Below are 25,095 nucleotides of genomic sequence, written 5' to 3'. Positions count from 1 at the left end.
TCACGTGCGCAGCAGGGTCAGGGCCTTGGCCAGTGCGGGGTCGCGTCCGGCGGCCGCGTCCTTCGGGGTCAGGGGCACGCGGTGGTCGGGCGGCACGCCGATCCGGTCGATCACCTCGCGGTTCGGCCCGAGGTGGTGCCTGGCGGGGAGGCTCAGGAAGGTGTTGTCGGCGAGCAGGTACCCCTGCGCCGGGCCGGAGATCACGCCGGCGGTCCTGGTGCCGACCAGTCGGCCGGCGCGCAGGTCCTTGATGGCGGAGCTGAAGTGCTCGCACGCCGAGGCGCAGTCATGGTCGATGAGCACCACCAGCGGCAGGCCGATCGGTTCGACGGTCTCGTCGGTCCGCATGGCCTCGCACCTGCCGTCGGCGGTGCACTGGTAGGCGGTGACCTTGCCGCGGGCGAACGCGCTCACCAGCCGGGTCGCCTCCGCGGGGCTGCCGCCGCCGTTGCCGCGCAGGTCCAGCACGAGGCCGGAGAGCGTCCGGCCGGTGCGCAGCCTGGAGACGGCCTTGAAGACCCGGTTCGCGGAGTCGGGCGCGAATCCGGTCATCCGCACGTAGGCGACGCCGCCGGCGCCGTCACCGTTGTCGTCGTCCAGCAGTTCCGATCGCACCACCCGCAGGTCGGCCGGGTCCCGGGGGAAGAGGCCTGGCCTGAGCGTGACGTTCCAGCGGCGGCCGATGGACTGCCGCAGCAGCCGCAGCCGGACCGGCCGCGCCTCCGGATAGCGCGGGTAGAGGGCGGCGACGGCGGGGCCGGCCCTGTCGTCGACGAAGGGCGCGGAGCCGTTGATCGACTCGATGACGTCCCCCGGGCGCAGGCCCGCGGCCCGCGCGGCGCCGCCCTGCACGGCGGTGACGAAGAGCGGGGGCAGGGCCGCGCCGGGGGCGCCGGTCGCCTGCGGGCCGGTGACGTTCGCCTGCAGGCCCAGGCCGTAGCCGTCGCCGTCGTAGTGGCCGGGCGGCCGCCTGACGTCGTGCGCCCAGCGGGCGTGGTTGTCACCCAGGCCGGCCACCATGGCCTCGAGGGTGACGACGGCCAGCCTGTCGCGCAGGTCGGGCACCCGATCGACGATCTTCCGGTAGGCGGTCTCGAAGGCGGCCCAGTCGGCTCCGCGGTCGCCGGTCAGCGCGGGCATGACCGCCTCGGGCATGTCGCGTCCGCTGCGGTCGAGCTCCCGCGTCAGGGCGGCGAATCCGGCGGTCAGCAGCGAGCGGGCGTCCAGCGTCGCACCGCTGTAGTACCTGCCGAGAATGCAGAGGTACGCCTGCTCGACGACGTCGATCGTGGTGGCCTTCTCCGCCTCGGGAGGACCCTGAGGCGGTGCGCAGGCCGTACCGGCCACCGTGCCCGCCTGGACGCGCGGCGGCTCCGGCGCCGTGCAGGCCGCCACCGTCAGCAGGGCGAGGCCGGCGGTCACGGTCCTGACGGTGGTCCTGGCGGCGACCCCGGCGGTCCTGGCGGCGGTCATGACAGGCGCCTTCGGATCCACCGGAAGCTCAACCAGGTGAGGACGGCGGTGAGCAGGGCGTAGATCCCGGTCTCGATCCACTGGAAGGCCCAGAAGCGCTCCAGCGGATGGTAGGTCACCCGCTGCCGGTAGCCGAGGCCGCTGATCTCGGCCAGGCACGCGCCCATCTTCGGTGGCCCCGCCATCGGCGCGCAGGGTCCCGACGTGGTGGAGATCTTGACGGTGCCCTCCTGGCCGATGCCGGCGATCGTGCGCCCGGAGGGGTCGAGGAGCTCGTGGGACAGGGCCCAGGCGCCGGCGTGTCCGGGAACGGCCGCCCTGAGCATGATGTGCGCGGACCCTGTCTCCCCGCTTATGCCGATGCCGTCCGTGTTCGCCTCGCTGATCTCGAAGGTGCCGGTGACCGGGGGCATCAGGTGGGGACGGACCAGCAGCGGCACGGCGAGCTGGATCACGGCGAAGACGGCCAGGGTCAGGGCCATGGCCGGCAGCGTGCGGCGCACCAGCATGCCCACGGTCACCCCCAGGACGAAGGCGAAGGCCGCGTACCCCATCGGGGCGATGCCGCGCGCGCCGAACACCAGCGGGGCCATCATCGCCAGCTCCGGCACGGCCGACCTGTCCAAGGGATCGGACCACCAGGTCACCACCAGACCGCACGCACCGGCGGCGATCACGGCCGCCAGGCCGATGAGCCCGAGCTTGACCGCCAGCCAGCGGCCGCGGGTGACGCTCTGGTTCCACACCAGCAGGTGCGTGCCCGCCTCCAGCTCACGGGTGACCAGCGGAGCCCCCCAGAACAGCCCGATCAACGCCGGCAGGACCAGCACGAGGAGGGTGACGGCCATGAAGGACAGCTGATGGTCGTCGAAGAAGCGGTCGTAGAAGCGGGCGCAGGTGTCGTCCCTGGTGCAGGCGGTGATCCCGGCGGTGTAGCGGGAGGCCAGGTCCGGGCCGGTCAGGGTCAGGACGGTGGCGAGGACGACGAGGACGGCGGCCGTCATCGCGGCCGAGCCGCGGAACTGGCGCCAGGTCAGCCAGATCATCGCTGCACCTCCAGGGTGACGCGCCGGCCCTCGGCGGGCCGCCTGTCCATGTAGGCCAGGACGAGGTCCTCCAGGCCGAGCGGGGTGACCGTCCAGGCGGGGTCGTGGATCGGGGAGTCGGTACGGACCACGTACGTGCTCTGCCGGTCGGTGTGGCGCGCGGAGATCACGTACTGGTCGGCGGGCAGGCGGTCGGGGTCGCGGCGCGGGCCGGTGAGCCGGTGGTGGGTGCCCAGCAGCCCGTCGACCTCCCCGGCGACCTGCACGCGCGAGTCGACGAGGACGACCAGGAAGTCGCAGACCCGTTCCAGGTCGGAGATCAGGTGGGAGGAGAGCACGACGCTGAGCTCGTGCTCGGCGACGGCCTCCATCAGCCCCTGCATGAACTCGCGGCGGGCCAGCGGGTCGAGCGAGGCGACGGGCTCGTCCAGGATCAGCAGCTCGGGCCGCTTGGCCAGGCCCAGGGTGAGGGCGAGCTGGGCGCGCTGACCGCCCGACAACCGGCCCGCCCGATGAGCGGGATCGAGATCGAGCCGCGCGATCCGGTCCCGCGCCAGGGCCTCGTCCCAGCCGGGGTTGAGCCGGGCCCCTAACCGCAGGTGCTCGGCCACGGTCAGCGCGGCGTAGACGGGGGTGTCCTGGGCGACGAAGCCGACCCGGGCCAGCTGCGCGGGAGTGCTCCCCGGACGGCCGCCGAGCACGCTGATGCCGCCCGCCGTCGGCTCCAGCTGACCCCCGGCCAGCTTCAGCAACGTGGTCTTGCCGGCCCCGTTGGGACCCACCAGCCCGACGACATGGCCCGCCGGAATGTCGATCGTGCACTCGCTCAGCGCCCAGCGCCTGCCGTACCTCTTGCCCAGTGCCCGGGCCTCCACAACAGCGGTCACGCTATGTCCTCCTGAGCGGTGGTCCGAAAGGTGGTCGTGAAGAGGGCCTCGATGCTCTCGTCGTCGAGACCGGCCCGGCGGGCCTTGGCCAGCCAGCGCCGCAGCTCCAGCCGCAGCGGGCCGTGCGCGGCCAGCGAGGTGTCGGTGAGGGTCGCCGTCACGAACGTCCCCACCCCGGGCCGCGCCGCGGCCAGGCCCTCGTGCTCGAGTTCCCGGTAGGCCTTCAGGACGGTGTTGGGGTTGATCGCCAGCTGCGCCACCACCTCCTTGACGGTCGGCAGCTGATCACCCTCACGCAGCAGACCGAGCCTCAGCGCGTGCCGTACCTGCTGGACCAGCTGCAGGTACGGCGACACGCCGGACTTCGCGTCCAGATGGAAATCGATCACCGGTTCTCCCATACATCTAGTGTCCTAGTACTTTAGGTCTTTGCATGTAGGGAATCGATAAGGAAACCGGAACCGTCCGAGCGGCGATCTTGCGCGCTCCGGCGAACGTGGACACCGCGATCTCGGTGCCCGTCCGGCGGAACGGCATCGGGAACACGCGCGGCGTGCCGTCGGCGGCCACGGTGGGACGGGTACGGGCTCGCGAAGGAGTCACCCGGGCGGCGCGGGGCCGCCACGGGGGGCGGGAGGTCCGGTGGAGCTGGCACGGCCGGCTCCACCGGACGCGGTCACGGCGACAGCCGGTGCAGGTCCCGGGGGAACAGCGTGACCTGGCGGATGTTCGGCACGTCCAGCAGGCGCGCCAGGAACCGCTCAAGCCCGAACGCGAACCCCCCGTGCGGAGGCATGCCGTGGCGCATCGCGTCGAGGTATCCGGCGTACGCCGACAGGTCGCTCTCGCCCCGCGCGGTCAGTGCCCGCACGTAGTCGCCGTACCGGTGCAGCCGCTGGCCGCCGCTGACCAGTTCCAGGCCGCGGAATATCAGGTCGATGGCGCGCGAGTACCCGGGCCGTGCCGGGTCGGGGTGGGTGTAGAACGCGCGGTGCGCGGTGGGGTACCCCTCGACGAACACGAAGTCCGAGCCGTGCTCGCGCAGGGCCCACTCCCCGAGCCGGCGCTCGTGCGCGGGCGCCAGGTCGGGTTCGGCGCTCAGGTCCTGCCCGGTCGCCGTGCCGATCATCTCCAGGACGTCGGAGAAGTGCACCACCAGGGGCTCGCGCGGCAGCGCGGGCATGGTGACGCCCAGCAGGTCCAGCGAGGGGCCGGCGAGGTCGCGGATGGCGGTCAGCATCCCCCCGACCGTGGCGTGACAGGCGGCGACGACGTCGCGGTGGTCGTCGACGAAGCCCATCTCGGCGTCCAGCGAGGTGTAGGAGGCCAGGTGACGGGCGGTGTCGCTGGGTTCGGCGCGGAAGACCGGGCCGACCTCGTAGACCCGTTCGAACACCCCGACCATGATCTGTTTGTAGAGCTGGGGCGACTGCGCCAGGTAGGCCGGGCGGCCGAAGTAGTCGAGCTCGAAGACGTTCGCGCCGCTCTCGGTGGCCGTGCCCACGATCTTCGGGGTGTGGATCTCGACGAACGACATCGCCTCCAGTGCCGTACGGAACCCGGCGACCGCGGCCGCCCCGACGCGGTGGACGGCGGCGAGCTTCGGGTGACGCAACGCGACCGGCGCGTGGTCGAGCAGCACCGGCAGGCTCACGTTCAGGTCGGGCCGGTACAGGTCGAACGGGGGCGGTTCCGCCGGGTCGCCCAGTGCCTCGATCACCGGTGAGGTGACCTCGACGCCGCCCGGCGCGGACGCGTTGGCGGTGACCGTGCCGACGACGCGGACCGTGGTCTCCTCCGGCAGTTCCTCCAGGCGGGCGCGGGCCGCCTGCTCGGACACGACGACCTGGGCCAGTCCGGCGGCGTCGCGCAGGATCAGGAAGGCGACCGACTTCAGTGACCGGCGGCGATGGACCCAGCCCGCGAGCCGTACGGTCTCGCCGATGTGCGCGGGCAGGGCTGTGGACAGGATGCGTTGCATGGTGGCGACCTCCTCTGGTTCGCAACGCGTCCCCTGAGAGGTGCGGGCGAGCGGGATCCTCGCGGTGCCACCACACCTTCACCGTGCCGTCACGGGGACGGCACGGCCTCTGAACCCGTGACGTGGGCGAGACGGCGGGACTCTACTTGGCCCGGAGGCCGTTCTTCCCCGCAGCTCAGGAGGGTCTTCACGCCCCGGCCGGAGTCCGCCTTCGCAGCTTCCGGCGGCTCTCTCCGACTCCGGTGGTCGAGGCGCTACTCGGCTCCGTCGTCGCTGTTGCGCGAAATCCTATACCGCCCGTCCGGCACGCCGGGGTGGTCGCCGGGTCTTCGGTGACGCCCCTCGGTCATCGTCTCCGGGCACCGGTCCCGCGCACCCGCGTCGCTCACGGTCTCCGGCACGGCCCTCGCTCACGGCTCGCCGGGCGGGGTGAGCGCGCGCAGGATCCTGGCCTGCTCGACCCCGGTGCCCTCCTGGCGGAGCCGGGCCGCCTCCTCGGCGCCGAAACCCGCCCCGCACCAGGCCGCGACCTCTCCCATCGGGACCCCGGCCTCCCACCAGCGGGTCATCACCGAGATCGCGTCCTGCCCGCGCCCGGCGAGGTCCGCGGCCTCGGCAGGGGTGAACCCCAGGGCGCGGAAGACCTTGGCGTCGGACGGCTCGACCCCGCGCCGCGCCCAGTCGAGCGCGTCGAGGCCGCTCCAACCGGCCTCGACGAACCCCCGCGCGGTGGCGGCGGGCACCCCGCCTCGCAGCAGCTCCCGCATGGCCTCGGACCCGGCCGGGTCGTCGGTCGTGCCGGCCCGCCTGCGCGCGCGGCCGAACAGGCGGCCGAGCAGGCTCACCGGCCAGGGGCGCTCCCCGGCCAGATGCCGTTCGGCGGCCTCCTGCGGGGAGTGGCCCATCTCCCGCCAGCGCACCGCGTCACGCGGCGTCATCCCGGCCCGCAGCCAGACGTCCACCGTGTACGGGGTCGCCCCGGCCGTACGCCACTCGCGGGCCGCCCCGGGGGTGTACACGCCGGAGGTACGCCAGCGTTCGGCGTCGAAGGCCAGGAAACCGGCCTCGATCCAGCGCCGGGCCTCGGCGACGGTGAACCCGCGCGTCCGCCACTCGTGCAGGGGCTCGGGCGAGGGGTCGCCGGTGGCGCCGATGTCCCACCACCCGTCCCCGCCGTCCCCATCGTTCCCGCCGCTCCCGCTCCCGCCCACGCCGGGGGGCGGGGGTGGCGGGCCGCCGGATCCGTGGCCGCCCTCGCGAGGGTCGGGGGGTTCGGCGAACATCGCGGTCATCACTCCTCCTTCTCCGGCTTCTCCGGAACACGTACCGTGGCCGCCCACGCCGGGGCGTGCCCGTCCTCGCCGACCAGGCACACGACCACCTGGGCGGGCGGGCGCCGCTCGGGCCAGGGGGTCAGCCCGTCGGTCATCACGATCACCAGGTCGGGCCGGGGACGCAGCGCCACCGCCGCCGCGATCCCGGCCCGCATGTCGGTGCCGCCCCCGCCGGTCAGCACCACGTCGCCGGCACGCCTGATCTCCTGGGCCGGATGGGCCACCAGGTCGCAGCAGATCACCCGGATCCGCCTGCGCGGCCCGGCCGCCCGGTTCAGGATCCCGGTGATCTCGGCGACGAGCCCGTCCAGCACGGGCCGGAGGATGCTGCCGGAGGTGTCGATCACGACGGCGACGGAGGGGGCCGGGCTCACCATGGCGGGCATGACGATGCCGGGGGTCGCCCCGGCCCGGCGGGAGGGGCGACGGCGGTCGAAGTCGACGCGCCCGGCCGCCGAGCTCACGCCGCGCCGGATCAGCGAGCCGAGCAGCGCGCGCCAGTCGACCGTGGGCCGCAGGCGCTCCTCGGACCATCGGCGCCAGCCCAGCGGCACGTCGCTGCGGGCCGCGGCCCGCTCCTGGATGCCCGCGGCGATGGATCTCTCCAGCAGTTCGCGTTCCAGTTCGCCGATCCCGCCGCCCGAGCCGGGGGAGTGGTACCCGCGATCCAGCCCGTCGGCGGCGCTGCCGCAGTCGACGGCCTCCGCCGGCGCCAACCCGCCCCTGCCGAGCGCCTCGTCGAGCACGTCGAGCATCGGCACGTACTCCTCGGCCGTCCGGTTCGGAGGCAGTCCCAGCAGGGCGGGGGAGACGACCCCGGCGGGCCCGTGCAGACCCTCGGCCTCCAGGTCGTCGTTGATCTCCGCGTCGGCGGCCTGGTTCCAGCGGCGCGCCGGCGCGGACCCGGCCTCACCGGCGGCGTGGGTGTTCGCGTGGGCGGACCGTACCGGGGAACGGGTGGCGTGCCCGCGTACCAGGTGGCCGATCTGGTGCAGCAGCCACCAGCCGATCTCCTCGACCGGGGTGGCCAGCGCGGTCGCGGTCTCCACGTGCACGTTCCACCGGGTGTCGGCGGGGAAGGCGCGGAACTCCGGGTCGGGCACGGGCTCGCCGGTGGCGTCGTCGAAGGAGGGTTCCAGCACGACGGGGGTCAGCGCGAAGAGGGCACCGGCCAGGTAGGGGGCCCGGTGCGCGGCCCACAGCCTGGCCGCCGCGAACCGGGCCGCCACCTGCCCGGCCAGGTCCGGTGCGGCATCGGCGGCCTCGGCAGGGCCGGCGGGATCGGCGGGGCCGCCGTGACCGGCCTGACCGGCGGCCTCGGCAGGGCCGGTGGGATCGGTCACCGCAGCAGCCCCGCGGCGCGCAGCACCGGTGCGAGGTCGAGCATGGTGTGCGGGAGCGTGGCTCCGGCGGGCCTGGCCGCGGCCAGGGACCGGGCCGCGGAGGCCGCCACGTCCGGTGCGGTACGGGAGGCCCTGGCCACCACCGCCCACGCCCGTTCCCAGGGCTCCCGGCCACCGTCGGCGAGCACGTGCGCGACGACGGCGCCGAGCACCGCGTGCAGCCGGTCGACGCGTCCGGGCAGCGGGACGTCGTCGCCCGCGAGCAGGCTCCGCGGATCGGGCAGGTCGAGGTTGCGCAGCCAGGACAACAGCTCGAACCCGGCGGCCTCGCCCACCGCGCCCAGGACGAGCTCGGCCAGCACCTCGTCGCGGACGCCGCCGTGCTCGCAGGCGGCGACGGCCTTGGCGGCCATCTCCCAGGTCCTGGGGCTCGGCCAGGCACGCCCGGCCTGGTCGGGCCCGGCCGGCACGGCGAGCACCAGCTCGGGCCGTACGCGCAGGAAGGCGCCCACCAGAGCCCTGGCGCGGGCGACCTCGGCCGCGCCGGGCGGATCCTGGCGTCCCAGGTCCGGCACGGCGAAGCCACCGGTGAAACCGTCGGCGACGTCGGCGGCCCGTACCTGCCAGTTCAGGTGGACGAGCCGGTTGGCCAGCGGCGCCGACAGGTCCCAGCCGTCGGCGGCCTGCTGCGGGGGGTTGGCCGCGGCGACGATCCGCACCTCGGGCGGCAGTGCCAGATCACCGACGGTCCGCTCCAGCACCACCCTGAGCATGGCGGCCTGTACGGCCGGTGGCGCGGTGGTGAGCTCGTCCAGGAAGAGCAGGCCGGTGCCGTGGCGGGCCAGCCGCTCGGCCCAGCGGGGCGGGGCGAACCAGGTGCCGCCCTCGCGCAGCACCGGCAGCCCGGAGAAGTCGGTGGGTTCGCGGATGGATCCCACGACGATCTCGACGGGCAGGCCCAGTGCCTCTCCCAGGGCGAGTACCGAGGAGGTCTTCCCGGTGCCGGGCGCTCCCCACAGCAGGACGGGCAGGTTGGCCGAGACCGCCACGGCCATGGCCTCCGGCACCGCGGAGGGGGAACTCATCGCCACGCTGGCTCCTTCGTCTGTCACGGGTTCTCGCCTGTCACGAATACGGGTTCTCGCCGGTCACGTGTACGGGTCCTGCCTGGTCACGGGGACGGGTTCGCCCTCACCCCCGCGGAGCGGGCACGCGCGCACCGTCACGTGAACGGCCCGCGACGGCCCGTGACGGTCCGCGGCGACCCAGGGTGGGTCGGCCATGGGTCCGCCGTGGCCCGCGACGGCCCGGGGAAGGAGGGGAAGGACCACCGTGGGGGAGCAGCGCAGCCGCGCCGGTGGTGCGACGCGGGGGTGCGGCGTCAGTCCTCGGAACGGAACAGCCTGCGCCCGCCGTGTTTCTTGTGCACGGCCTGCCTGCTGATGCCGAGCACTTCGGCGATCTCGGCCCAGGACCGCCCTCGCGTGCGGGCCCTGCGCACGAGCACGGCCTCCAGGCGTTCCATCTCCCGCCGTGTCTCGACGGTGAGCGCGAGGCCCACCATGGGGTCGTTGTCGATCACCTGGTCTAGCGTCGCGAGCCGGTCCTGCTCCATGCCGTCATCTTAGGTTGACGCCTCGGCGAAGTCAACCGGAGTTGACGCGTGCGGCGCGAGGGGGTGCGACGGCGTTCCGGAGGTCGTCACGCCGCTCACCGCACGTCGGCGACCGCGCCCGGCGCGCCCCGTCCGGCCTCCCGCGGGCTTCTCAGCCGAGGACGGCGTCCAGCAGGAGGGAGCCCGCGCCGAGGAGGGCGGCGTCGGGGCCGCCGCGGGTGACGGCGATCTCCAGGTCGCGGGTGGCCAGGGGGAGGCAGCGCTCGTACACGGCGGCGCGGATGGAGGAGATCAGCGGCTCGGCGGTGGAGAGGCTGCCGCCGACGACGATGGCGTCGGGGTTGAGGAAGTTGACCAGGACGGTGAGCACCTCGCCGATGAGGCGGCCCGCGTTCCTGACCAGGGCGGTGGCCTCGGGGACGCCGTCCTCGACCAGGGCCACGACGTCGGCGGGACGCCGCGTCGCGAGGCCGAGCTCGGCCAGGGCGCCCATGAGCGCGGCGCCGCTCGCGTAGGCCTCCAGGCAGTCGGGGTGGCCGCACGAGCACATGACGGAGGAGTCGGTCCTGACCCGGACGTGGCTGATGTCGCCGGCCGCGCCCCTGCCCCGGTGCAGGCGGCCGTCGACGATCACGCCGCACCCTATGCCGCTGCCGACCTTGAGCACCATGAGGTTGTCGAAGCCCGGCCAGGAGCGGGCCTCGCCGACGGCCAGGAGGTTGGCGTCGTTCTCGACGAGTACCGGAAGGTCGTAGCGCGCGCCGAGATGCTCGGCGACGGGGAAGTTGTTCCAGCCGGGCATGCGGGAGGGGGACACCACCCGGCCGCTGCCGGGGTCGACGGGGCCGGGGATGCCGGTGCCCACGCCGCGCAGGGGGACGCCGGGCGGGCCGTGGGTCGCCATCAGCTCGTCGAACGCCGCGGCCATCCAGTCGAGGGTCGCCTCGGGGCCGAGCGCTATGTCACAGGCGCGCTCCTCGACGACGAGGGGGACGCCGCTGAGGTCGAGCAGGCCGAGGCGGGCGTGGTGCGCCCCCAGGTCGGCCACCGCGAGCAGGCCCGCGGTCGGGCTGACCCGCAGCCGCCGGGGCCGCCGCCCGCCGCTGGAGGTGCCCGAGCCCTCCTCGACGAGGAGCCCGGTGTCGATCAGCTCCTCGACGCGCAGGGAGACGCTCGACGCCGCCAGGCCGGAGATGCGGGCCAGCTGCGCGCGCGACTCGGCGTGGCCGGTGGCGACGAGACGCAGGAGGTCGCCCTGCGCTCCCCGTACCGGCAGCCGCTCTTTGCCTGACATGGACTAGAGAAATACCACGTCTGTACTTACTACGGCAACGTGTTGACTTCCAGGAGAATCATCCATTACGTTCCCGCTTATCTTCGATTTCGAAGGAAGATGGCAATGATTCAGGTTAAAGGGTTGAACAAGTGGTTCGGTGATCATCACGTGCTGCGCGACATCGACCTTGAAGTGGCGCGGGGCGAGGTCGTCGTCGTGGTCGGCCCCTCGGGGTCGGGCAAGTCCACGCTGTGCCGCTGCCTCAACCGGCTGGAGACGGCCGGATCCGGGGACGTCCTCGTCGACGGCGTGCCCGCCCCCGTCGAGGGCCGGGACCTGGCCCGGCTGCGGGCCGACGTGGGCATGGTGTTCCAGTCGTTCAACCTGTTCCAGCACATGACCGTCCTGGAGAACGTCGTGCTCGCGCCGATGAAGGTCCGGGGCGACGGCCGCGCCGAGGCCGAGGCGTCGGCGCGCAGGCTGCTGGAGCGCGTCGGCATCGCCGAGCAGGCCGAGAAGATGCCCGCCCGGCTGTCCGGCGGGCAGCAGCAACGGGCCGCCATCGCCCGCGCGCTGGCCATGCGGCCCAAGGTGATGCTCTTCGACGAGCCCACCTCGGCCCTCGACCCGGAGATGGTCGGCGAGGTGCTGGACGTGATGGTCCGGCTCGCCGCCGACGGCATGACCATGGTCGTCGTCACCCACGAGATGGGCTTCGCCCGCAGGGCCGCCGACCGCGTGGTCTTCATGGACGCCGGCCGGATCGTCGAGACGGGCGAGCCCGCCGCCTTCTTCGAGGCTCCCCGGACGGACAGGGCCAGGGACTTCCTGGCCAAAGTTCTCACTCACTGATCGAAACCGATCGAAAAGGATGGTGGGCCCGATGGTGTCCATGAAACGACTGGCCGCTGTCGCCGCCGTGTCCATGCTCGGCCTGTCGGCCTGCGGCGGTACGGACGCGGCGAGCCCGGCCGTACCGGGCGAGGCCAAGGGGAACGACCTGATCGCCTCGGCGCCGGTCGCGGCCGCCGCGGACATCCTGCCCGGCTCCACGATGGAGAAGATCAAAAAGCGCGGTGAGCTGATCGTCGGAGGGTCGCTCGACGCGCCGCTGCTGTCGCAGCAGAACCCGACGACCGGCGAGGTCGAGGGGTTCGACGCGGACATGGGCAAGGCGCTCGCCAAGTACATCATCGGCGAGCCCAAGGTGAAGATCGTCAACTCGGCCTCGGAGACCCGCGAGGCGCTGCTGTCCAACGGCACCGTGGACGTCGTCCTCCAGACGTACACGATCACCCCGGAGCGGGCCGAGCAGGTCGCCTTCGCCGGGCCGTACTACTCCTCCGGGCTGAGCCTCGCGGTCAGGAAGGGCACCACGGGCATCGCCAAGCCCGAGGACCTCAACGGCAAGACCGTCATCGCCGGGGCCAACACCCCGGCCATCCCGGCGATCAAGAAGCTCGCCCCGCAGGCGAAGATCGTGACGTTCGGCAGCGACCCCGAGTGCATGCAGGCCCTCAAGCAGGAACGCGGCGACGCCTACGTCCAGGACGAGACGCTCCTGGTCGCGAACGCGCAGAAGGACCCCTCGGTCCAGGTCGTCGGCAGCCCGTTCACCGAGGACCCGTACGGCATCGGCCTCAAGCACGGTGACGAGCAGTTCAAGACGTTCGTCAACGACTGGCTGAAGAAGATCCAGGCCGACGGCCTCTGGCAGAAGACCTGGAAGAACTCCCTCGGCACGGTCGTGAAGGGCGAGGCCCCCACCCCGCCGCAGATCGGATCGGTGCCGGGGTCCTGATGTCCGCCCTCCTGGACCACCTGCCCGAGTTCTGGCAGGGGCTGGTCGTGACCCTCCAGCTGACCGCGGCGTCCTTCGCCGGCGCTGCGGTCGTCGGGCTCGTGATCACCGCCATGCGGGTGAGCCCGGTCGGCGTCCTGCGCGGGATCGGCACGGTGTACGTGGAGACCTTCCAGAACCTGCCGCTGCTGGTACTGCTGGTGCTCGCCGTCTTCGGCCTGCCCGAGATCGGGCTCAAGGCCGACCTGCTGGTGACGGCCATGATCGTCATCGCGCTCTACGAGGCCGCCTACATCGCCGAGGCGCTGCGCTCCGGCGTCAACGCCGTCTCCGCCGGGCAGGGCGAGGCGGCCCGCGCGCTCGGGCTGACCTTCGGCCAGTCCCTGCGCCACGTGGTCCTGCCGCAGGCGCTGCGCACGGTGATCCAGCCGGTCGGCAACATCTTCATCGCGCTGACGATGAACACCTCGCTCGCCGCCGCGGTCGGCGTCGTCGACCTGACCGCCGCGGCCAACCGGGTGAACCTCGCGGAGGCGCAACCCATCCCGATCTTCGTCGGGGCGGGCCTGGCCTACGCACTGATCGCCGCCTGCGCCGGGTTCGTCACCGGGCGGCTCGAACGACGGCTGGTGGTGGTCCGATGAGCGTCCTTCCCGTCGCGGTCCCGGGCGGAGCGGTGGTCGTCCGGTGAGCGCTCTCCTGTTCGACCAGCCGGGGCCGCGCGCCCGCCGCAGGATCAGGATCGCGACCGCTGTGGGGGCGGTCGCGGTCCTCGCCCTGCTGGCGCTGGCGCTGCGCCAGTTCGCCGCCAACGGCCAGCTCGACGCCGACCGCTGGTCGCCGTACGCGACCTGGCCGATGTGGCGCTACCTGTTGAACGGGCTGTGGGCCACCGCGCTCGCCGCCGTCGTCTCGGCCGCGCTCGCGATGGCGGCCGGGCTGGCCCTCGCCCTCGGGCGGTTGTCGCGGCGCAGGTGGATCCGCGTGCCCGCCGCGGCGTACGTGGAGGTCGTGCGGACCGTCCCGGCGCTGCTGCTGGTCTACGTCGTGCTGTTCGCGCTGCCCCGCTACGGGCTCGACCTGCCGCTGTTCTGGAAGCTCGTGGTGCCGCTGGCGATCTCGAACGCCGCGGCGTTCGCGGAGATCTTCCGCGCCGGGGTGCTGTCGGTGGAGCGCGGCCAGGGCGAGGCCGGTCTCGCGGTCGGGCTCACCCAGGGCCAGACCATGCGCCTGATCGTGCTGCCGCAGGCGGCCCGCCGGGTGCTTCCCTCGATCGTCAGCCAGTCGGTCGGCCTGCTCAAGGACACCTCGCTGGGCTTCGTGGTCAGCTACGCCGAGCTGCTCTACAGCGGCAAGGTCCTGGCGACCTTCAACGGCCTGCTCATCCAGACCTACATCGTCGTCGCGCTGATCTACCTGGTGGTCAACGCCTCGCTGTCCAAGCTCGCCCGTACCCTCGACGCCCGCAACGCCCGCGTCACCCGCGTCACCCGCGCCGCCCCGCGTGCCCGCCGGTTCGGAAGGAGATCCGCCCGTGCCTGACCTCGTCCCGCTCGCGGAGGTGGTGCGCTCCGGATTCACCGAGAGCGTGCACTTCGGCAGCGCCGTCGCGCTGGCACCCGACGGCACCGTGGCCGTCGCCAGGGGAGCGGTCGAAGCGCCGGTGCTGCCGCGTTCCTCGGCCAAGCCGTTCCAGTCCCTGGCCTGCCTGCTGTCCGGGGCGGACCTGGACGGTCGCGGCCTGGCGATCGCCGCGGGCAGCCACACCGGCCAGGACTTCCACGTGCGGCTGGTCGCCGACATCCTCGCCGGGGCCGGGCTCGGCTTCGACGCGCTCGGCTGCCCCGCGGACTGGCCCGAGGACGAGACCACCCGGCACACGCTGATCCGGGCGGGCCTGACGGCCTCGCGCGAGCGGATGAACTGCTCGGGCAAGCACGCCGCGATGCTCGCCGCGTCCGTCGCCTCCGGCTGGGAGACCGCCTCCTACCTGGACGCCGGCCACCCGCTGCAGCGGCGGGTGCGCGCCGTGACCGAGGAGCTGTCGGGGGAGGAGACCGCCCACGTCGCCGTCGACGGGTGCGGCGCCCCGCTGTTCGGGCTGTCGCTGACCGGGCTGGCGCGGGCCGTGCGGGCCCTGGTCGTCGCCGAGCCGGGGACCCCGCCGCGCGCGGTCGCCGACGCGATGCGCGAGCACCCCGAGTACGTCGGCGGGACCGGGCACGTGAACACCTCGCTGATGCGGGCGCTGCCGGGGGCGGTGGCCAAGGGCGGGGCCGAGGGGGTCCTCGTCGTCGCGCTCGCCACCGGGCACGCGGCGGCCGTCAAGGTCATCGACGGCAGCCCGCGGGCCACGAGCGCGATCGCGCTGGCCGCGCTCGGGGCGGCCGGGGGAGACGTCGCGCCGGCCGCGGGCTTCGCGAGCGTCCCCGTGCTGGGCGGGGGCGTACCTGTCGGTGAAATCCACGCACTGGAGGAAGAATGAGCCTTGTCCATGAGATCTGCATCGACGGCACCGCGGGCGCGCTCGCGGCCGAGCAGGCCGGGGCGCACCGCGTCGAGCTGTGCTCCGCCCTCTTCGAGGGGGGCCTGACCCCGACCCTCGGCACCGTCGAGGCGACGCTCGCGGCGGTCTCGACGATCCGGGTCCACGTGATCGTCCGCCCCCGGGGCGGCGACTTCATCTACGACGAGTACGAGGTCGCGGCCATGGAACGCGACGTGGCCACGATCAGGGACGCGGGCGCTCAGGGTGTGGTGATCGGGGTGCTGACACCGTCCGGCGAGGTGAACGTCGAGGTGAGCAAGCGCCTCATCGGCGCGGCCGGGGGCATGTCGGTCACCTTCCACCGGGCCTTCGACATGACCGCCGACCCGTTCGCCGCCCTGGACACCCTCGTCTCGCTGGGCGTCGACCGGGTCCTCACCTCCGGCCAGGACGTCACCGCGCTGGAGGGCGCGCCGCTGATCGCCTCCCTGGTCGAGCGGGCGGGCGGTGACCTGGTCGTCATGCCCGGCGGCGGCATCACGCCCCGCAACGTGCACCGCGTGGTCGAGGCGACCGGAGCCTCCGAGATCCACTTCGCCGCCCTGGTCGACGCGCCCAGCCCCGCCGTGCACCGCAACCCCCACCCGTTCATGGGCGGCGAACTGCGCCGGCCCGAGTACAGTCGCCTGATCACCTCCCCGGGCCTGGTCTCCGAGGTGATCGCCGCCTCGGGCACCTGACCCGCCTCGCGCACGATCCCTCCCGGACCCCTCGGAACCGGCGAGCGCCGCCGAGACCGCTCGCGACCCGGGCGGACAGGGGCGCCGCGCCCCTCGAGGGCGGGGAGCCTGGACGTCGGGCGGTGGCGGCACGGGCGGGCTCAGGGTCGTGGTCGACTGGACGGGTGATCCGGACCTTTCCGGGCATCACCGGTCCGCGGTGCCGTGGCGGCATGCCCGGCGAGCCGGACCCGTGTCCCCACCTTCGGAGAAGAGGTCGCCGATGCGTCTTCATCCAGGCGAGACCGAGGCCGCCGGCCGGCGGGTGGTGAGCGTGCGCGACGCCGTTCGGCGGCTGCTCGACGCCTCACCCGGCGTCACCGGACGTCCACGGGTGATCGCGATCGACGGCCGGGGCGGTGCCGGCAAGACGACCCTGGCCGAGCGGCTGCGCGCGGCGGTGCCCGGCTCCGCCGTCGTGCACACCGACGACATCGCCTGGAACCACGCCTACTTCGACTGGGGCGCCGTGCTCGCCGAGAACGTCCTGCGGCCCCTGTACCGGGGTGAGGCGGTGGACTTCCGCCCCGATGCCTGGATCGCCCACGACCGGCCAGGATCGATCACCGTCCCCGCCGGTGCCGAGGTCGTCTGGGTCGAGGGCACCGGCGTCGTCCGCGCAGAGCTCGCCCCGTGGCTGGACGCCTCGGTGTGGGTGCAGGGAGACCTCGACGAGCAGGAGCGCCTGCTGCTCGCCCGCGACGGCGACTCGCCCGAGCAGCGGGAGCACGTGGCGAACTGGCTGCGCGAGGAGCTGCCGTTCCTGCTGCGGGAACGGCCGTGGGCCCGCGCCACCATGATCGTCGCAGGTCCTCCGTACGTCGGCCACGACCCGGACACCGAGATGGTCGTCGCCCCGCCGACCGGCCCCCGCGGATGACGGGCGCCTTCGCCCGCGGCGGCCCGACCGGCGTAGGGTCCCTTCCGGAACGACGGTGACAGGAGGGTGAGACGGCATGGCGCGGGCCGGCTACGAGCTGGAGTTCGAGGACACCTTCGAGGGGGATCGCCTCGACGAGGATCGCTGGGTCGCCCGGTACCTGCCCCAGTGGAGCGACCGCACGGCCTCCGCCGCCCGGTACGAGCTGGACGGCCGCCACCTGCACCTGCTGATCGAGCGGGACCAGCCGCCCTGGTCGCCCGAGCTCGAGGGGGCGCTCCGCGTGTCGTCGCTGCAGACCGGTGTCTTCGCCGGTCCGGTGGGGAGCACGATCGGACAGCACGGGCGCGGCTCCGGGGCCGTCGTGCGTGAGGCCCAGCGCAACGTCCGGCTCTACACCCCGAGGTACGGGCTGATCGAGATGCGGGCCAGGGCGACCGGCGACCCGGGATGCATGGTCGCGCTGTGGATGATCGGCTACGAGGACTCACCGGAGCGCTCCGCCGAGATATGCGTGTGCGAGATCTTCGGCCGGGACGTCGGACCGGACGGCGCGAAGGTGGGGATGGGACTTCACCCGTTCGGGGACCCGGAGATCACCGACGACTTCACGGTGGAGACCCTGCCCATCGACGCACGGGAGTTCCACGTCTACGCCGCCGAGTGGACCCCCGAGCACGTAGCCTTCTTCGTCGACGGTCACCATGTCCGGACGGTCGACCAGTCGCCGGGCTATCCGATGCAGCTGATGCTGAACATCTACGAGTTCCCCGGACCGGACGGGTCGCCGGGGCTCGGGGGCGACTATCCCAAGCGGTTCACGGTCGACTACGTCAGGGGCTACCGTCGCGTCGCCCCCGGCTGAGCGAGCCGGTCGGCGGGGCGTGCACCGGCGTGCACCGGCGGGCACCGGCGTGCACCGGCGTGCACGGCCTCCCGTCCGAAAGGCGAGCAGCTCCGGCGGCGCCCCGCGTGCCCCGTGTGCGCCGTGGCGCGGCGCACCGGCGACCTCCCCCCGCTGTACGGGATCGTGGCCAACGCCGGCGTGCAGCTCACCTCGACCAGCAAGCTGGCGGTCGTCCACCTCGTCCACCTCGTCCACGAGCTGGCCCGGCGGCTGCCGCAGGGCGTCGACGCGTACGCGTTCAACCCCGGGCTGGTCCCGGACACGGACCTCGTCCGCGACGCCGGACCGGCCCTGCGGCGCGCGTTCGGGCTGCTCGCCCCGGCGCTGAGCCTGCTGCCCTTCGCCCAGCGAGCGCGCTCGGCCGGCGCTCAGCTCGCGGCGGTCGCGCTCGGCCCGCGTCCGGGGGCGTCCGGCGACTACATCGACCGCGACCGCGTCGCCCGCTCGTCACCGGAGTCGTTCGACCGGGCCCGGGAGGAGGCCCTGTGGAGGGACTGCGCCGAGCTGGCCGGCCTGCCGGCCGTCACACCGTGACGGCACGCGGACGATCATTCCCCGACCGCGACCGGGTCCCTCCGGCCGCGGGTGCTGGCCCGGTCCTGCTCCCGGGGTGGCCCGTCGCCGCGCCGTCCGGGGCGTCCGCGTCGTAACTGCAGGACGGCCACGGACGACAGCACCAGCAGCCCGCCCGCCCACTGGACGGGGCCGAGGAGCTCGCCGAGCGTGAGCGCCGCCAGCGCCGTGGTGACGACCGGCTCGAACGTCGACAGGATGGCCGCCGTCGACGGTCCCGTGCGCCGCAGGCCCGCGAAGAAGGTCAGCATCGCCAGGACGGTGGACACGACGGTGATGCACCCGAGCCAGAACCACCCCCGCCATCCGAAACCGAGGTCCGTCCCGCCCGTCACCAGTGCGCGGACGGTCATGGTCAGGGCCGCCCCGGTCATCACCAGCGCGGCCAGCGTCACCGGCGGCAGCCGGTGCACGACGGTGTCCGAGACGAGGATGTAGACGGTGTAGGTGGCGGCGGCGCCGAACGCCAGGGCCGCGCCGAGCGGGTGAAAGGCCGCCTCACCGCTGCCCAGCAGGACGAGCAGCGTCCCGCAGGAGGCGACCGCCAGCGCCGCGCAGCGTCCGGCCGTCAGACGGTCCCGGCCGAGCAGCACGGCGGCGAGGGTGACCAGCAGTGGGTAGGTGTAGAAGACCAGGGACAGCAGCGAGGCGTCCATGAGTTCCAGCGCGGAGAAGTACAGGCCGGCCTGGGCGGCGTACCCGACGGCGCCCAGGCCCAGGGCGGTCACCAACACCGCCGGGGTGACGCGCGCCGCCGTCCGGCCGGGGACCACCGGGGTACGGCGCAGACCCGGCCGCAGGAGCAGCAGCGTCGCCAGCAACGCGGCTCCCAGGACGAAGCGCACCAGCAGCAGCGCGTCGGGCGAGACGCCCGAGGCGTACGCGAGCTTCCCGAAGATCGCCATGGCGCCGAAGCACGCGGCGGACACAAGACACAGAACCGGACCCATGCCCCCAGCATCGAGGACCTGGACACTTCGAGTCCAGTGACGATTATCGGGTGTCATTCGTTAGGATTTCCGAATGGTCACGCTGGATCTCCGCCGTCTTCGCCTGCTTCGCGAGCTCGAGGAACGCGGCACCCTGGGCGCGGTGGCCGCCGCCCTGGACTACAGTCCCTCCTCGGTGTCGCAGCAGCTGGCCGTCCTGGAGAGGGAGGTCGGCGCGCGCCTGCTGGAGAAGGCCGGGCGGGGGGTGCGGCTCACCGACGCCGGTCGCCTGCTCGCGCAGCACGCCGGCGTCCTGCTGGCCGCGGCCGAGGCCGCGACGGCGGATCTGGCCGCCTTGGGCGGTGAGGTGCGCGGCACCGTACGCGCCGGCGGCCTGCAGTCGGCGACCCGCCGGCTGCTGGTCCCCGCGGTGGCGCGCATGTCGGCCCTGCACCCCCGGGTGCGCACCGAGATCACCGAGATCGAGCTCGAGCAGGCCCTGCCCGGACTACGCCTCGGGACGATCGACCTGGTGATCAGCGACGAGTACGACGGCCACCCACGCCCCCGGCCGGCCGGGCTGCGCTTCGCGCTGCTGCACGAGGAACCGCTGAAGCTGGTCCTGCCACCCGGCCACCGGCTGGCCGGGCCCGGGGGACCGGTCGCCCTGCCCGAGCTCCGGGACGAGGTCTGGGTGGCCTCGGACCGGGGGACCGGCCATCACGACATGGTCGTGGGAAGCTGCCGGTCCATCGGCGGCTACGAACCCGACGTACGGCACCGGTCCAGCGACGCCGACGTCCAGCTCGAACTCGTCCGCACCACCGGGGCCGTGGCGCTGCTGCCGGCCCTGACCCTGCCGACCACGCAGGACCCGGCCCTGGCGATCCGAGACGTCGCCGGGCAACGGCTCGGGCGGCGGCTGGTCGTCGTCCGCAGGGACGGCCCCTCGCCCCCCGCGCTCACGGCCTTCCTGGCCGTCGTGACCGGCCAGGCGCACCACCTCGGGACGGCCGGGAACGGCGGGCGGACGTGATGCGGCCGTCGGGGCGTCACCGGCGGTCACGGCCCGCCTGCCGACGGGCGGGAGACCGGAGACCCGCGTGTCGGCACACCGGACGTCGGCCCGGCGGCCGAGCCCCGCGTGCCGACTGCCGAGCCGGCCGAGATGGCGGAGCCGGCCGAGATGACGGAGACCTGGGTGTCGGCCGTACGGGGATCATCGGCGTTTTTGACGGTGTCCGGGGGTAGGGTCGTGAATCGGTGGCCGTCGCGCGCCCACCTGAATCCGAGCGGTTCCGGGCCCACGTCCCGGCCGTGAAGAGGACAAGAGTGCCGTCGCCTCCGTGCGCGAGACAGGTTCCGCCCGACCGATCGTGCTGATCCGGCGGGGTGACGTGGGCACCTGCGCCATGAGGGAGCCGATCGTGGACAAGCGTGAGCGGGAGATCCGCGCCTACATGGACGAGCACGGCGTCCGGCGGGCCAGGGCGGTCCGGGAGCTGGACACCCGGCGGACCGCCGCGGCCGAGGACGGGAACGCCGTCCCGGGGCCGGTGCCCCCGCAGGACCCGCCCGCCACCCCGCCGGCCGCGGTACGCCCGGACGACGACCCGATGACCGACTTCGCCGAAAGTGCCGAGCGGCACCGGGGCGAGCTGCGGGTGCACTGCTACCGGATGCTCGGGTCGTTCGACGAGGCGGAGGACCTGGTCCAGGAGGTGTTCCTGCGGGCGTGGCGCGGCCGGGACGGCTTCGAGGGCCGTTCCTCGCTGCGCGCCTGGCTGTACCGGATCGCCACCAACGCCTGCCTGGACTTCCTCGACGGCAAAAACCGCCGGACACTGCCCGACCAGGCCGATTCGCCGGCCGGCCCGTGGCTGCAGCCCTTCCCCGACCACCTGTGGGAACCGGTCGCGCCGAGCGCCGACGACCCGGAGAGCGCGGTGATCGCGAAGGAGACCCTGGAGCTGGCGTTCCTGGCCGCCATCCAGCACCTGCCGCCGAGGCAGCGCGCCGCGACGATCCTGTGCGACGTGCTGGGCTGGCCGGTCCGCCGTACGGCCGAGGCCCTCGACGGCAGTGTCGCCTCGGTCAACAGCGCGTTGCAGCGGGCCAGGGCCACTCTGCGCGCCCACCTGCCGCCCGGCCGGTCGGACTGGGCCCCGTCGGCCCCGCCCTCCGACGAGGACCGCAGGATCCTGCGGTCCTACATGTCCGCGGTGGAGCGCGGCGACCTGACCGCGGTCGCCGAGCTGCTGGCGCGGGACGTACGGGCGACGATGCCGCCGTACCCGGAGTGGTTCGCCGACCGCGACAGCGTGCTGGCGGCGTTGACGGAGAGCTGGGACGCCGGCTCACCCCACTACGTCGGGACGCTGCGCATGCTGCCGACCAGCGCCAACGGCCGGCCGGCCGCGGCGACGTACCGGTGCCCGCCGGGCGGGGACGCCTACGAGCCGTTCGGCATCGGCGTGCTGTGGGTCCGCGACGGCCGGATAACCGAGATCGTCGCGTTCCACGAGCCGGCCCTGTTCCCGTCGTTCGGCCTCCCGCCCACCCTGGACCGATGAGGTTCCGCGGTGGATGCCGTCTCAGAAGGCACAAGGTGATCGACCGACAGAGGAGACGACAGTGAGCGACATCGAACCGCAGACCGCGAACGGCAAGGTGCTCTGGCACTTCACCATGTCCCTGGACGGGTTCGTGGCCGGGCCGGACCACGACATGGACTGGATGATGACCGGCATCTCGTTCCAGCCGGGCCTGGTCGAGCAGTACGTCGAGACCACCGGCGCGGTCCTGGGCGGCAGGAGCGGCTGGGACCGCTTCCCGGATCCCCGCGGCGTCTACGGCGGCGCCTGGACCGGACCGATCTTCGTGCTCACCCACCATCCCGAGGACGCCGAGCCCGCCGACGGCGTCACGTTCCTGGACTGTGACGTGGCCGAGGCGGTGAAGATCGCGCTGGCCGCGGCCGGCGGCAAGAACGTCGAGGTGCTCTCGCCGACGATCGGCGGCCAGCTTCTCGAACGCGGGCTGCTCGACGAGATCGACCTGCACATCGCGCCCGTGCTGCTCGGCGACGGCATCCGGCTGCTGGACCTCCCCGGTGGCCGGCCGCACTACCTGCACCGGGTCGGCGCCGACGACCCCACGGCCGAGCTGAGCGTGCGGTACCGGCCCGTCAGGCCGTGACCGAGGACGTCACCACGGCGACGCCGGGCGCACCCGGCCCGGCCGCTCCCCGCCGGACCGGACGGCGGGGGGCGGCGTCCCCACCCCCGGATGACGTTCACCGCCGTACCGGGGCATGCTGAAGCCATGAACGATGACGAGCCGGCCGTCGCCGTCCGGGCACTGATCAACCGCTACGACCTTCGGGTGTGCTGTTCGAACGTCCGGATTCGATCCGGCTCGAATCGTTGGGAGCCGACGCGGGAGCGGTGTATTGCTGTGGACACCGCTTTTACACCGCCCCGCCGGACGATGCCGAAAAGGGCGGGGCGGGATGATCGTCTGACGTGAGGAGATCGCGTGCTCGTTGTCAAGCGCGTCCTGGGAGCGCTGCTCCTGGTCGGCGGGGTCCTGGCCGGAGCGTTCAGCCCGGCCACCGCCGCCTCGGGTGCCGGTGCCGCGGCGCCCAACTGCCAGCACAGTGGCGGCAGCGGGAAACCACGTTCGGCCGCCTACCTTCTCCCGGGGAAGACCGGTTCGATACAGCTGTGCAAGGACAACCGAAACCGGTTCTGGGCATATGTGATCTTCTACCGGCCGCTCGCGTCCAACCGGTCCGCGCAGGCCGCCATCGTGACGTACAAGAACGGCAACTGGTGGTCGGCCGACACCTGTGACCAGGGCGGGAACGGGTACGTCCGGCCGGGACAGACCCGCTGCTGGACCAAGAAGATCTCCAGGAAAAGCGGCGTCTACTCGTTCGCGGCCGCGGCCGAGCTCTACGACACGGCCAATCCGGGTGGACCGGGGATCGCCCGAAACCTCACGCTCAGGTGCCCGAGGGTGGGTAACTGCTTCCCGGACTAGACGGACACCGGAGAGCCTCTTCCCGCGCGTCGATCCCACGAGATCACGGCAGGTCCAGCAGTTTGCCCGCCCGTCAGGGTCGGGCGGGCATCTGCTCCCCGCCCGGCCACCGGGTCATCACGACCGCGCGCGATCCCGAAGGATCACGCCCTGCCCCCTCGTTCCATGACCGCACGCCCTCCACCTGGGAAAACTTGCGTATATCATCTCTGCGAACGCAACCGGGAGGGTCGGTCCGCGCGAACATACCCCCAAGGAAACGGGATGAGGCGGTGGCCGAATCGGTCCGCCGGTCAGAGCCGACCGACCGAAGGGGACCGGAGATGGCAGAACCCGATTTCGCCGCTTTCTTCCAGGCCACACCGGCCGCACTGGCGTTGTTGTCGCCGGATCTGGTGTACACCACGGTCAACCAGACCTTCGAGCGGCTGACGGGCCACTCACGCCACGAGATCGTCGGCCGTCATCTGCTGGAGATCTTTCCCGGCAGCCCGTCGACAAGCCAGGGAGAGGCGCTGCAGCTCTCGATGCAACGGGTCCTGGCCGAAGGCGCGATCGACATCATGCCATTGCAGCGCTATGACCTGGAGATCCCCGGTAGACCGGGACAGGTGCAGGAGCGGTACTGGAACATCACCAACGCTCCCTTGCTGGACGATCAGGGCAACACCTGCGGCGTGGTCAACCTGCCGCAGGAGGTGACCGCCTTCGTCCAGCAGATGACCACCAGGGGGCTGGCGGTCACCACCGAGACCGCCCTGGCGCCCATGGCCGCGATCGAGGCCCAGCTGTTCGCCCAGGCCGGCCAGCTGCAGGAGATCACCCAGCGGCTGCGCCGAGGCGAGGCGAGGGAACGCCGGTTGGCACAGGAGCTGCGCACGGCGATGCAACACCAGCAACAAGCCGTCGCCGACACCTCCCACGACCTGCGCGGCCCGATCACCGGCCTGCAGACCCTCCTGCAGGTCGCCCTCGCCGATCCTCAGGCCGACGCCCGCCAGATCCTGCTGGCCGCCCTCGAAGACGCCGAGCGCCTGGGCGCCATCGTCGGCGACCTGCTGGAGCTGGCCAGGCTGGAGGCCGGCGCACCCGCCGACACCGAGCCGGTCGACCTGGCTCACCTGGTGAGAAAAGAACTGCTTCACCGCCAGGCGACGATCACCACGATCACCACTTCCACCTGCCTGGCCGCGGGGGTGCTGGTGCAGGGTTCGGCGGTCCGGCTGGGCCGGCTGGTGGGCAACCTGCTGGCCAACGGTGAACGCCACGCCCACTCCTGCCTGGAGGTGACCGTGGGCGCCCAGGGCGAGCAGGCGGTCGTGGAGGTGACCGACGACGGGCCCGGCATCCCCCGTGCCGACAGGGAAGCGGTCTTCCGCCGGTTCTTCCGCCGCCCCGACGCCCGCCGCAACGACCCCGGCGGCACCGGTCTGGGGTTGCCCATCGCCCGCCAGATCGCGCAGGCGCACGGCGGCACCCTGCATGCCACCGATCCCACCGGCGCCCGCCCCGGAGCGCGACTGCTGTTGCGCCTTCCCCTGCTGCGCGCCTGACGCGGGTCTTGGTGATCACGCGCGACCACGGGGACCCCGCCTCGACATCGAGGGTGTGCCCGGCCCGGACACGTCCCCTGGATCGGCCCGGCCCGCCGGGCCTGACGGGCGGCCCGGTGTCAGCGGCCTCACCGCTCAGAAATCCTCCGCCACGTCGTCGGTTCTGGTGACCCCTCACCACTCGCG

Annotated in this window: 25 protein-coding genes; 14 read left to right on the top strand and 11 right to left on the bottom strand. The window is 73.2% G+C overall.

Translation table 11 applies throughout. The annotated features are described in order from the left end of the window. The 10 genes from ACZ6RT_RS30995 to ACZ6RT_RS30950 form a co-directional block, all read right to left on the bottom strand. Positions 1 to 1,473 (bottom strand): S41 family peptidase, encoded by a 1,473-nt coding sequence (locus ACZ6RT_RS30995; protein WP_470157433.1) that lies wholly within the window; start codon positions 1,471 to 1,473, stop codon positions 1 to 3. Continuing rightward, on the bottom strand, positions 1,470 to 2,519 hold the full coding sequence (locus ACZ6RT_RS30990) for an ABC transporter permease (protein WP_470157432.1): 1,050 nt from the start codon (positions 2,517 to 2,519) through the stop codon (positions 1,470 to 1,472). Before ACZ6RT_RS30990 ends, ACZ6RT_RS30995 begins: the two co-directional genes overlap by 4 nt. Continuing rightward, entirely contained in the window at positions 2,516 to 3,406 is an 891-nt protein-coding gene (locus tag ACZ6RT_RS30985) for an ABC transporter ATP-binding protein (RefSeq protein WP_470157431.1), read from the bottom strand. The genes ACZ6RT_RS30990 and ACZ6RT_RS30985 overlap by 4 nt, the downstream gene beginning before the upstream one ends. Continuing rightward, a complete protein-coding gene (locus tag ACZ6RT_RS30980) occupies positions 3,403 to 3,795 on the bottom strand; it encodes a GntR family transcriptional regulator (protein WP_399192359.1) in 393 nt (130 codons plus the stop codon). Before ACZ6RT_RS30980 ends, ACZ6RT_RS30985 begins: the two co-directional genes overlap by 4 nt. A 287-nt stretch (positions 3,796 to 4,082) precedes the next feature. Beyond that, positions 4,083 to 5,387, bottom strand: a complete 1,305-nt coding sequence (gene aspS, locus ACZ6RT_RS30975; RefSeq protein ID WP_470157430.1) for an aspartate--tRNA(Asn) ligase — start codon at positions 5,385 to 5,387, stop codon at positions 4,083 to 4,085. Between the two features lie 410 nt (positions 5,388 to 5,797). Continuing rightward, positions 5,798 to 6,679, bottom strand: a complete 882-nt coding sequence (locus ACZ6RT_RS30970; protein ID WP_470157429.1) for a hypothetical protein — start codon at positions 6,677 to 6,679, stop codon at positions 5,798 to 5,800. Beyond that, on the bottom strand, positions 6,679 to 8,064 hold the full coding sequence (locus ACZ6RT_RS30965; protein WP_470157428.1) for a vWA domain-containing protein: 1,386 nt from the start codon (positions 8,062 to 8,064) through the stop codon (positions 6,679 to 6,681). Before ACZ6RT_RS30965 ends, ACZ6RT_RS30970 begins: the two co-directional genes overlap by 1 nt. Then, positions 8,061 to 9,149 carry an AAA family ATPase gene (locus tag ACZ6RT_RS30960; RefSeq protein WP_470157427.1) on the bottom strand — a complete coding sequence of 363 codons (1,089 nt, stop codon included), beginning with the start codon at positions 9,147 to 9,149 and terminating at the stop codon, positions 8,061 to 8,063. Before ACZ6RT_RS30960 ends, ACZ6RT_RS30965 begins: the two co-directional genes overlap by 4 nt. Positions 9,150 to 9,445: 296 nt before the next feature. Continuing rightward, positions 9,446 to 9,679: a helix-turn-helix domain-containing protein gene (locus tag ACZ6RT_RS30955; protein WP_470157426.1), complete on the bottom strand. Its 234-nt coding sequence runs from the start codon at positions 9,677 to 9,679 to the stop codon at positions 9,446 to 9,448. Between the two features lie 151 nt (positions 9,680 to 9,830). Continuing rightward, positions 9,831 to 10,973 (bottom strand): ROK family protein, encoded by a 1,143-nt coding sequence (locus tag ACZ6RT_RS30950; RefSeq protein WP_470157425.1) that lies wholly within the window; start codon positions 10,971 to 10,973, stop codon positions 9,831 to 9,833. Between the two features lie 105 nt (positions 10,974 to 11,078). Here ACZ6RT_RS30950 and ACZ6RT_RS30945 point away from each other — a divergent pair, with 105 nt between their 5' ends. The 9 genes from ACZ6RT_RS30945 to ACZ6RT_RS30905 all read left to right on the top strand — a co-directional run bounded on the left by ACZ6RT_RS30945 (position 11,079) and on the right by ACZ6RT_RS30905 (position 18,344). Next, complete coding sequence (locus ACZ6RT_RS30945; RefSeq protein ID WP_399192373.1) at positions 11,079 to 11,807, top strand: amino acid ABC transporter ATP-binding protein; 729 nt, start codon at positions 11,079 to 11,081, stop codon at positions 11,805 to 11,807. Positions 11,808 to 11,847: 40 nt separating this feature from the next. Continuing rightward, positions 11,848 to 12,756: a glutamate ABC transporter substrate-binding protein gene (locus ACZ6RT_RS30940; RefSeq protein WP_470157424.1), complete on the top strand. Its 909-nt coding sequence runs from the start codon at positions 11,848 to 11,850 to the stop codon at positions 12,754 to 12,756. Continuing rightward, entirely contained in the window at positions 12,756 to 13,400 is a 645-nt protein-coding gene (locus ACZ6RT_RS30935; RefSeq protein ID WP_470157423.1) for an amino acid ABC transporter permease, read from the top strand. Before ACZ6RT_RS30940 ends, ACZ6RT_RS30935 begins: the two co-directional genes overlap by 1 nt. A 43-nt stretch (positions 13,401 to 13,443) precedes the next feature. Next, positions 13,444 to 14,298, top strand: coding sequence for an amino acid ABC transporter permease (locus tag ACZ6RT_RS30930; protein ID WP_470157422.1), 855 nt, complete (start codon positions 13,444 to 13,446; stop codon positions 14,296 to 14,298). Then, positions 14,291 to 15,241 (top strand): asparaginase, encoded by a 951-nt coding sequence (locus ACZ6RT_RS30925; RefSeq protein ID WP_470157421.1) that lies wholly within the window; start codon positions 14,291 to 14,293, stop codon positions 15,239 to 15,241. Before ACZ6RT_RS30930 ends, ACZ6RT_RS30925 begins: the two co-directional genes overlap by 8 nt. After that, on the top strand, positions 15,238 to 15,984 hold the full coding sequence (locus tag ACZ6RT_RS30920; protein WP_399192384.1) for a copper homeostasis protein CutC: 747 nt from the start codon (positions 15,238 to 15,240) through the stop codon (positions 15,982 to 15,984). Before ACZ6RT_RS30925 ends, ACZ6RT_RS30920 begins: the two co-directional genes overlap by 4 nt. A 262-nt stretch (positions 15,985 to 16,246) precedes the next feature. Beyond that, positions 16,247 to 16,903: a uridine kinase family protein gene (locus ACZ6RT_RS30915; RefSeq protein WP_470157420.1), complete on the top strand. Its 657-nt coding sequence runs from the start codon at positions 16,247 to 16,249 to the stop codon at positions 16,901 to 16,903. Between the two features lie 76 nt (positions 16,904 to 16,979). Further along, positions 16,980 to 17,768 (top strand): glycoside hydrolase family 16 protein, encoded by a 789-nt coding sequence (locus ACZ6RT_RS30910; RefSeq protein ID WP_470157419.1) that lies wholly within the window; start codon positions 16,980 to 16,982, stop codon positions 17,766 to 17,768. A gap of 123 nt (positions 17,769 to 17,891) precedes the next feature. Further along, positions 17,892 to 18,344 (top strand): Rossmann-fold NAD(P)-binding domain-containing protein, encoded by a 453-nt coding sequence (locus tag ACZ6RT_RS30905; protein ID WP_470157418.1) that lies wholly within the window; start codon positions 17,892 to 17,894, stop codon positions 18,342 to 18,344. Positions 18,345 to 18,358: 14 nt separating this feature from the next. Here the strand turns inward: ACZ6RT_RS30905 and ACZ6RT_RS30900 are convergent, their stop codons facing one another. Then, the gene (locus tag ACZ6RT_RS30900; protein WP_470157417.1) at positions 18,359 to 19,333 is read right to left on the bottom strand and encodes a DMT family transporter; all 975 of its coding nucleotides are present in this window, start codon (positions 19,331 to 19,333) and stop codon (positions 18,359 to 18,361) included. A gap of 73 nt (positions 19,334 to 19,406) precedes the next feature. On the opposite strand from ACZ6RT_RS30900, the gene ACZ6RT_RS30895 reads away from it, so the two are divergent. The 5 genes from ACZ6RT_RS30895 to ACZ6RT_RS30875 all read left to right on the top strand — a co-directional run bounded on the left by ACZ6RT_RS30895 (position 19,407) and on the right by ACZ6RT_RS30875 (position 24,909). Continuing rightward, positions 19,407 to 20,348, top strand: a complete 942-nt coding sequence (locus ACZ6RT_RS30895; RefSeq protein ID WP_470157416.1) for a LysR family transcriptional regulator — start codon at positions 19,407 to 19,409, stop codon at positions 20,346 to 20,348. A gap of 391 nt (positions 20,349 to 20,739) precedes the next feature. Beyond that, positions 20,740 to 21,885 (top strand): RNA polymerase subunit sigma-70, encoded by a 1,146-nt coding sequence (locus tag ACZ6RT_RS30890; protein ID WP_470157415.1) that lies wholly within the window; start codon positions 20,740 to 20,742, stop codon positions 21,883 to 21,885. A 61-nt stretch (positions 21,886 to 21,946) separates the two neighbouring features. Continuing rightward, positions 21,947 to 22,510, top strand: coding sequence for a dihydrofolate reductase family protein (locus ACZ6RT_RS30885; RefSeq protein ID WP_470157414.1), 564 nt, complete (start codon positions 21,947 to 21,949; stop codon positions 22,508 to 22,510). Between the two features lie 339 nt (positions 22,511 to 22,849). Further along, on the top strand, positions 22,850 to 23,356 hold the full coding sequence (locus tag ACZ6RT_RS30880; protein WP_399192411.1) for a hypothetical protein: 507 nt from the start codon (positions 22,850 to 22,852) through the stop codon (positions 23,354 to 23,356). Between the two features lie 323 nt (positions 23,357 to 23,679). Next, on the top strand, positions 23,680 to 24,909 hold the full coding sequence (locus tag ACZ6RT_RS30875; protein ID WP_470157413.1) for a sensor histidine kinase: 1,230 nt from the start codon (positions 23,680 to 23,682) through the stop codon (positions 24,907 to 24,909). Positions 24,910 to 25,095: the final 186 nt, after the last annotated feature.

The sequence above is a fragment of the Streptosporangium sp. NPDC050148 genome (genome assembly GCF_055586505.1).
The sequence above is the reverse complement of the archived record's forward strand: the minus strand, read 5'-3'. Positions and strand labels throughout refer to the sequence as shown.

Excerpts from the sequence above, each read along its gene's own strand:
- ACZ6RT_RS30940 (WP_470157424.1), top strand. The coding sequence starts at position 11,848 with ATGAAACGACTGGCCGCTGTCGCCGCCGTGTCCATGCTCGGCCTGTCG.
- ACZ6RT_RS30875 (WP_470157413.1), top strand. The coding sequence starts at position 23,680 with ATGGCAGAACCCGATTTCGCCGCTTTCTTCCAGGCCACACCGGCCGCA.
- ACZ6RT_RS30960 (WP_470157427.1), bottom strand. The coding sequence starts at position 9,149 with ATGAGTTCCCCCTCCGCGGTGCCGGAGGCCATGGCCGTGGCGGTCTCG.
- aspS (WP_470157430.1), bottom strand. The coding sequence starts at position 5,387 with ATGCAACGCATCCTGTCCACAGCCCTGCCCGCGCACATCGGCGAGACC.
- ACZ6RT_RS30945 (WP_399192373.1), top strand. The coding sequence starts at position 11,079 with ATGATTCAGGTTAAAGGGTTGAACAAGTGGTTCGGTGATCATCACGTG.
- ACZ6RT_RS30990 (WP_470157432.1), bottom strand. The coding sequence starts at position 2,519 with ATGATCTGGCTGACCTGGCGCCAGTTCCGCGGCTCGGCCGCGATGACG.
- ACZ6RT_RS30895 (WP_470157416.1), top strand. The coding sequence starts at position 19,407 with ATGGTCACGCTGGATCTCCGCCGTCTTCGCCTGCTTCGCGAGCTCGAG.
- ACZ6RT_RS30915 (WP_470157420.1), top strand. The coding sequence starts at position 16,247 with ATGCGTCTTCATCCAGGCGAGACCGAGGCCGCCGGCCGGCGGGTGGTG.
- ACZ6RT_RS30995 (WP_470157433.1), bottom strand. The coding sequence starts at position 1,473 with ATGACCGCCGCCAGGACCGCCGGGGTCGCCGCCAGGACCACCGTCAGG.
- ACZ6RT_RS30920 (WP_399192384.1), top strand. The coding sequence starts at position 15,238 with ATGAGCCTTGTCCATGAGATCTGCATCGACGGCACCGCGGGCGCGCTC.
- ACZ6RT_RS30900 (WP_470157417.1), bottom strand. The coding sequence starts at position 19,333 with ATGGGTCCGGTTCTGTGTCTTGTGTCCGCCGCGTGCTTCGGCGCCATG.
- ACZ6RT_RS30910 (WP_470157419.1), top strand. The coding sequence starts at position 16,980 with ATGGCGCGGGCCGGCTACGAGCTGGAGTTCGAGGACACCTTCGAGGGG.
- ACZ6RT_RS30955 (WP_470157426.1), bottom strand. The coding sequence starts at position 9,679 with ATGGAGCAGGACCGGCTCGCGACGCTAGACCAGGTGATCGACAACGAC.
- ACZ6RT_RS30935 (WP_470157423.1), top strand. The coding sequence starts at position 12,756 with ATGTCCGCCCTCCTGGACCACCTGCCCGAGTTCTGGCAGGGGCTGGTC.
- ACZ6RT_RS30970 (WP_470157429.1), bottom strand. The coding sequence starts at position 6,679 with ATGACCGCGATGTTCGCCGAACCCCCCGACCCTCGCGAGGGCGGCCAC.
- ACZ6RT_RS30950 (WP_470157425.1), bottom strand. The coding sequence starts at position 10,973 with ATGTCAGGCAAAGAGCGGCTGCCGGTACGGGGAGCGCAGGGCGACCTC.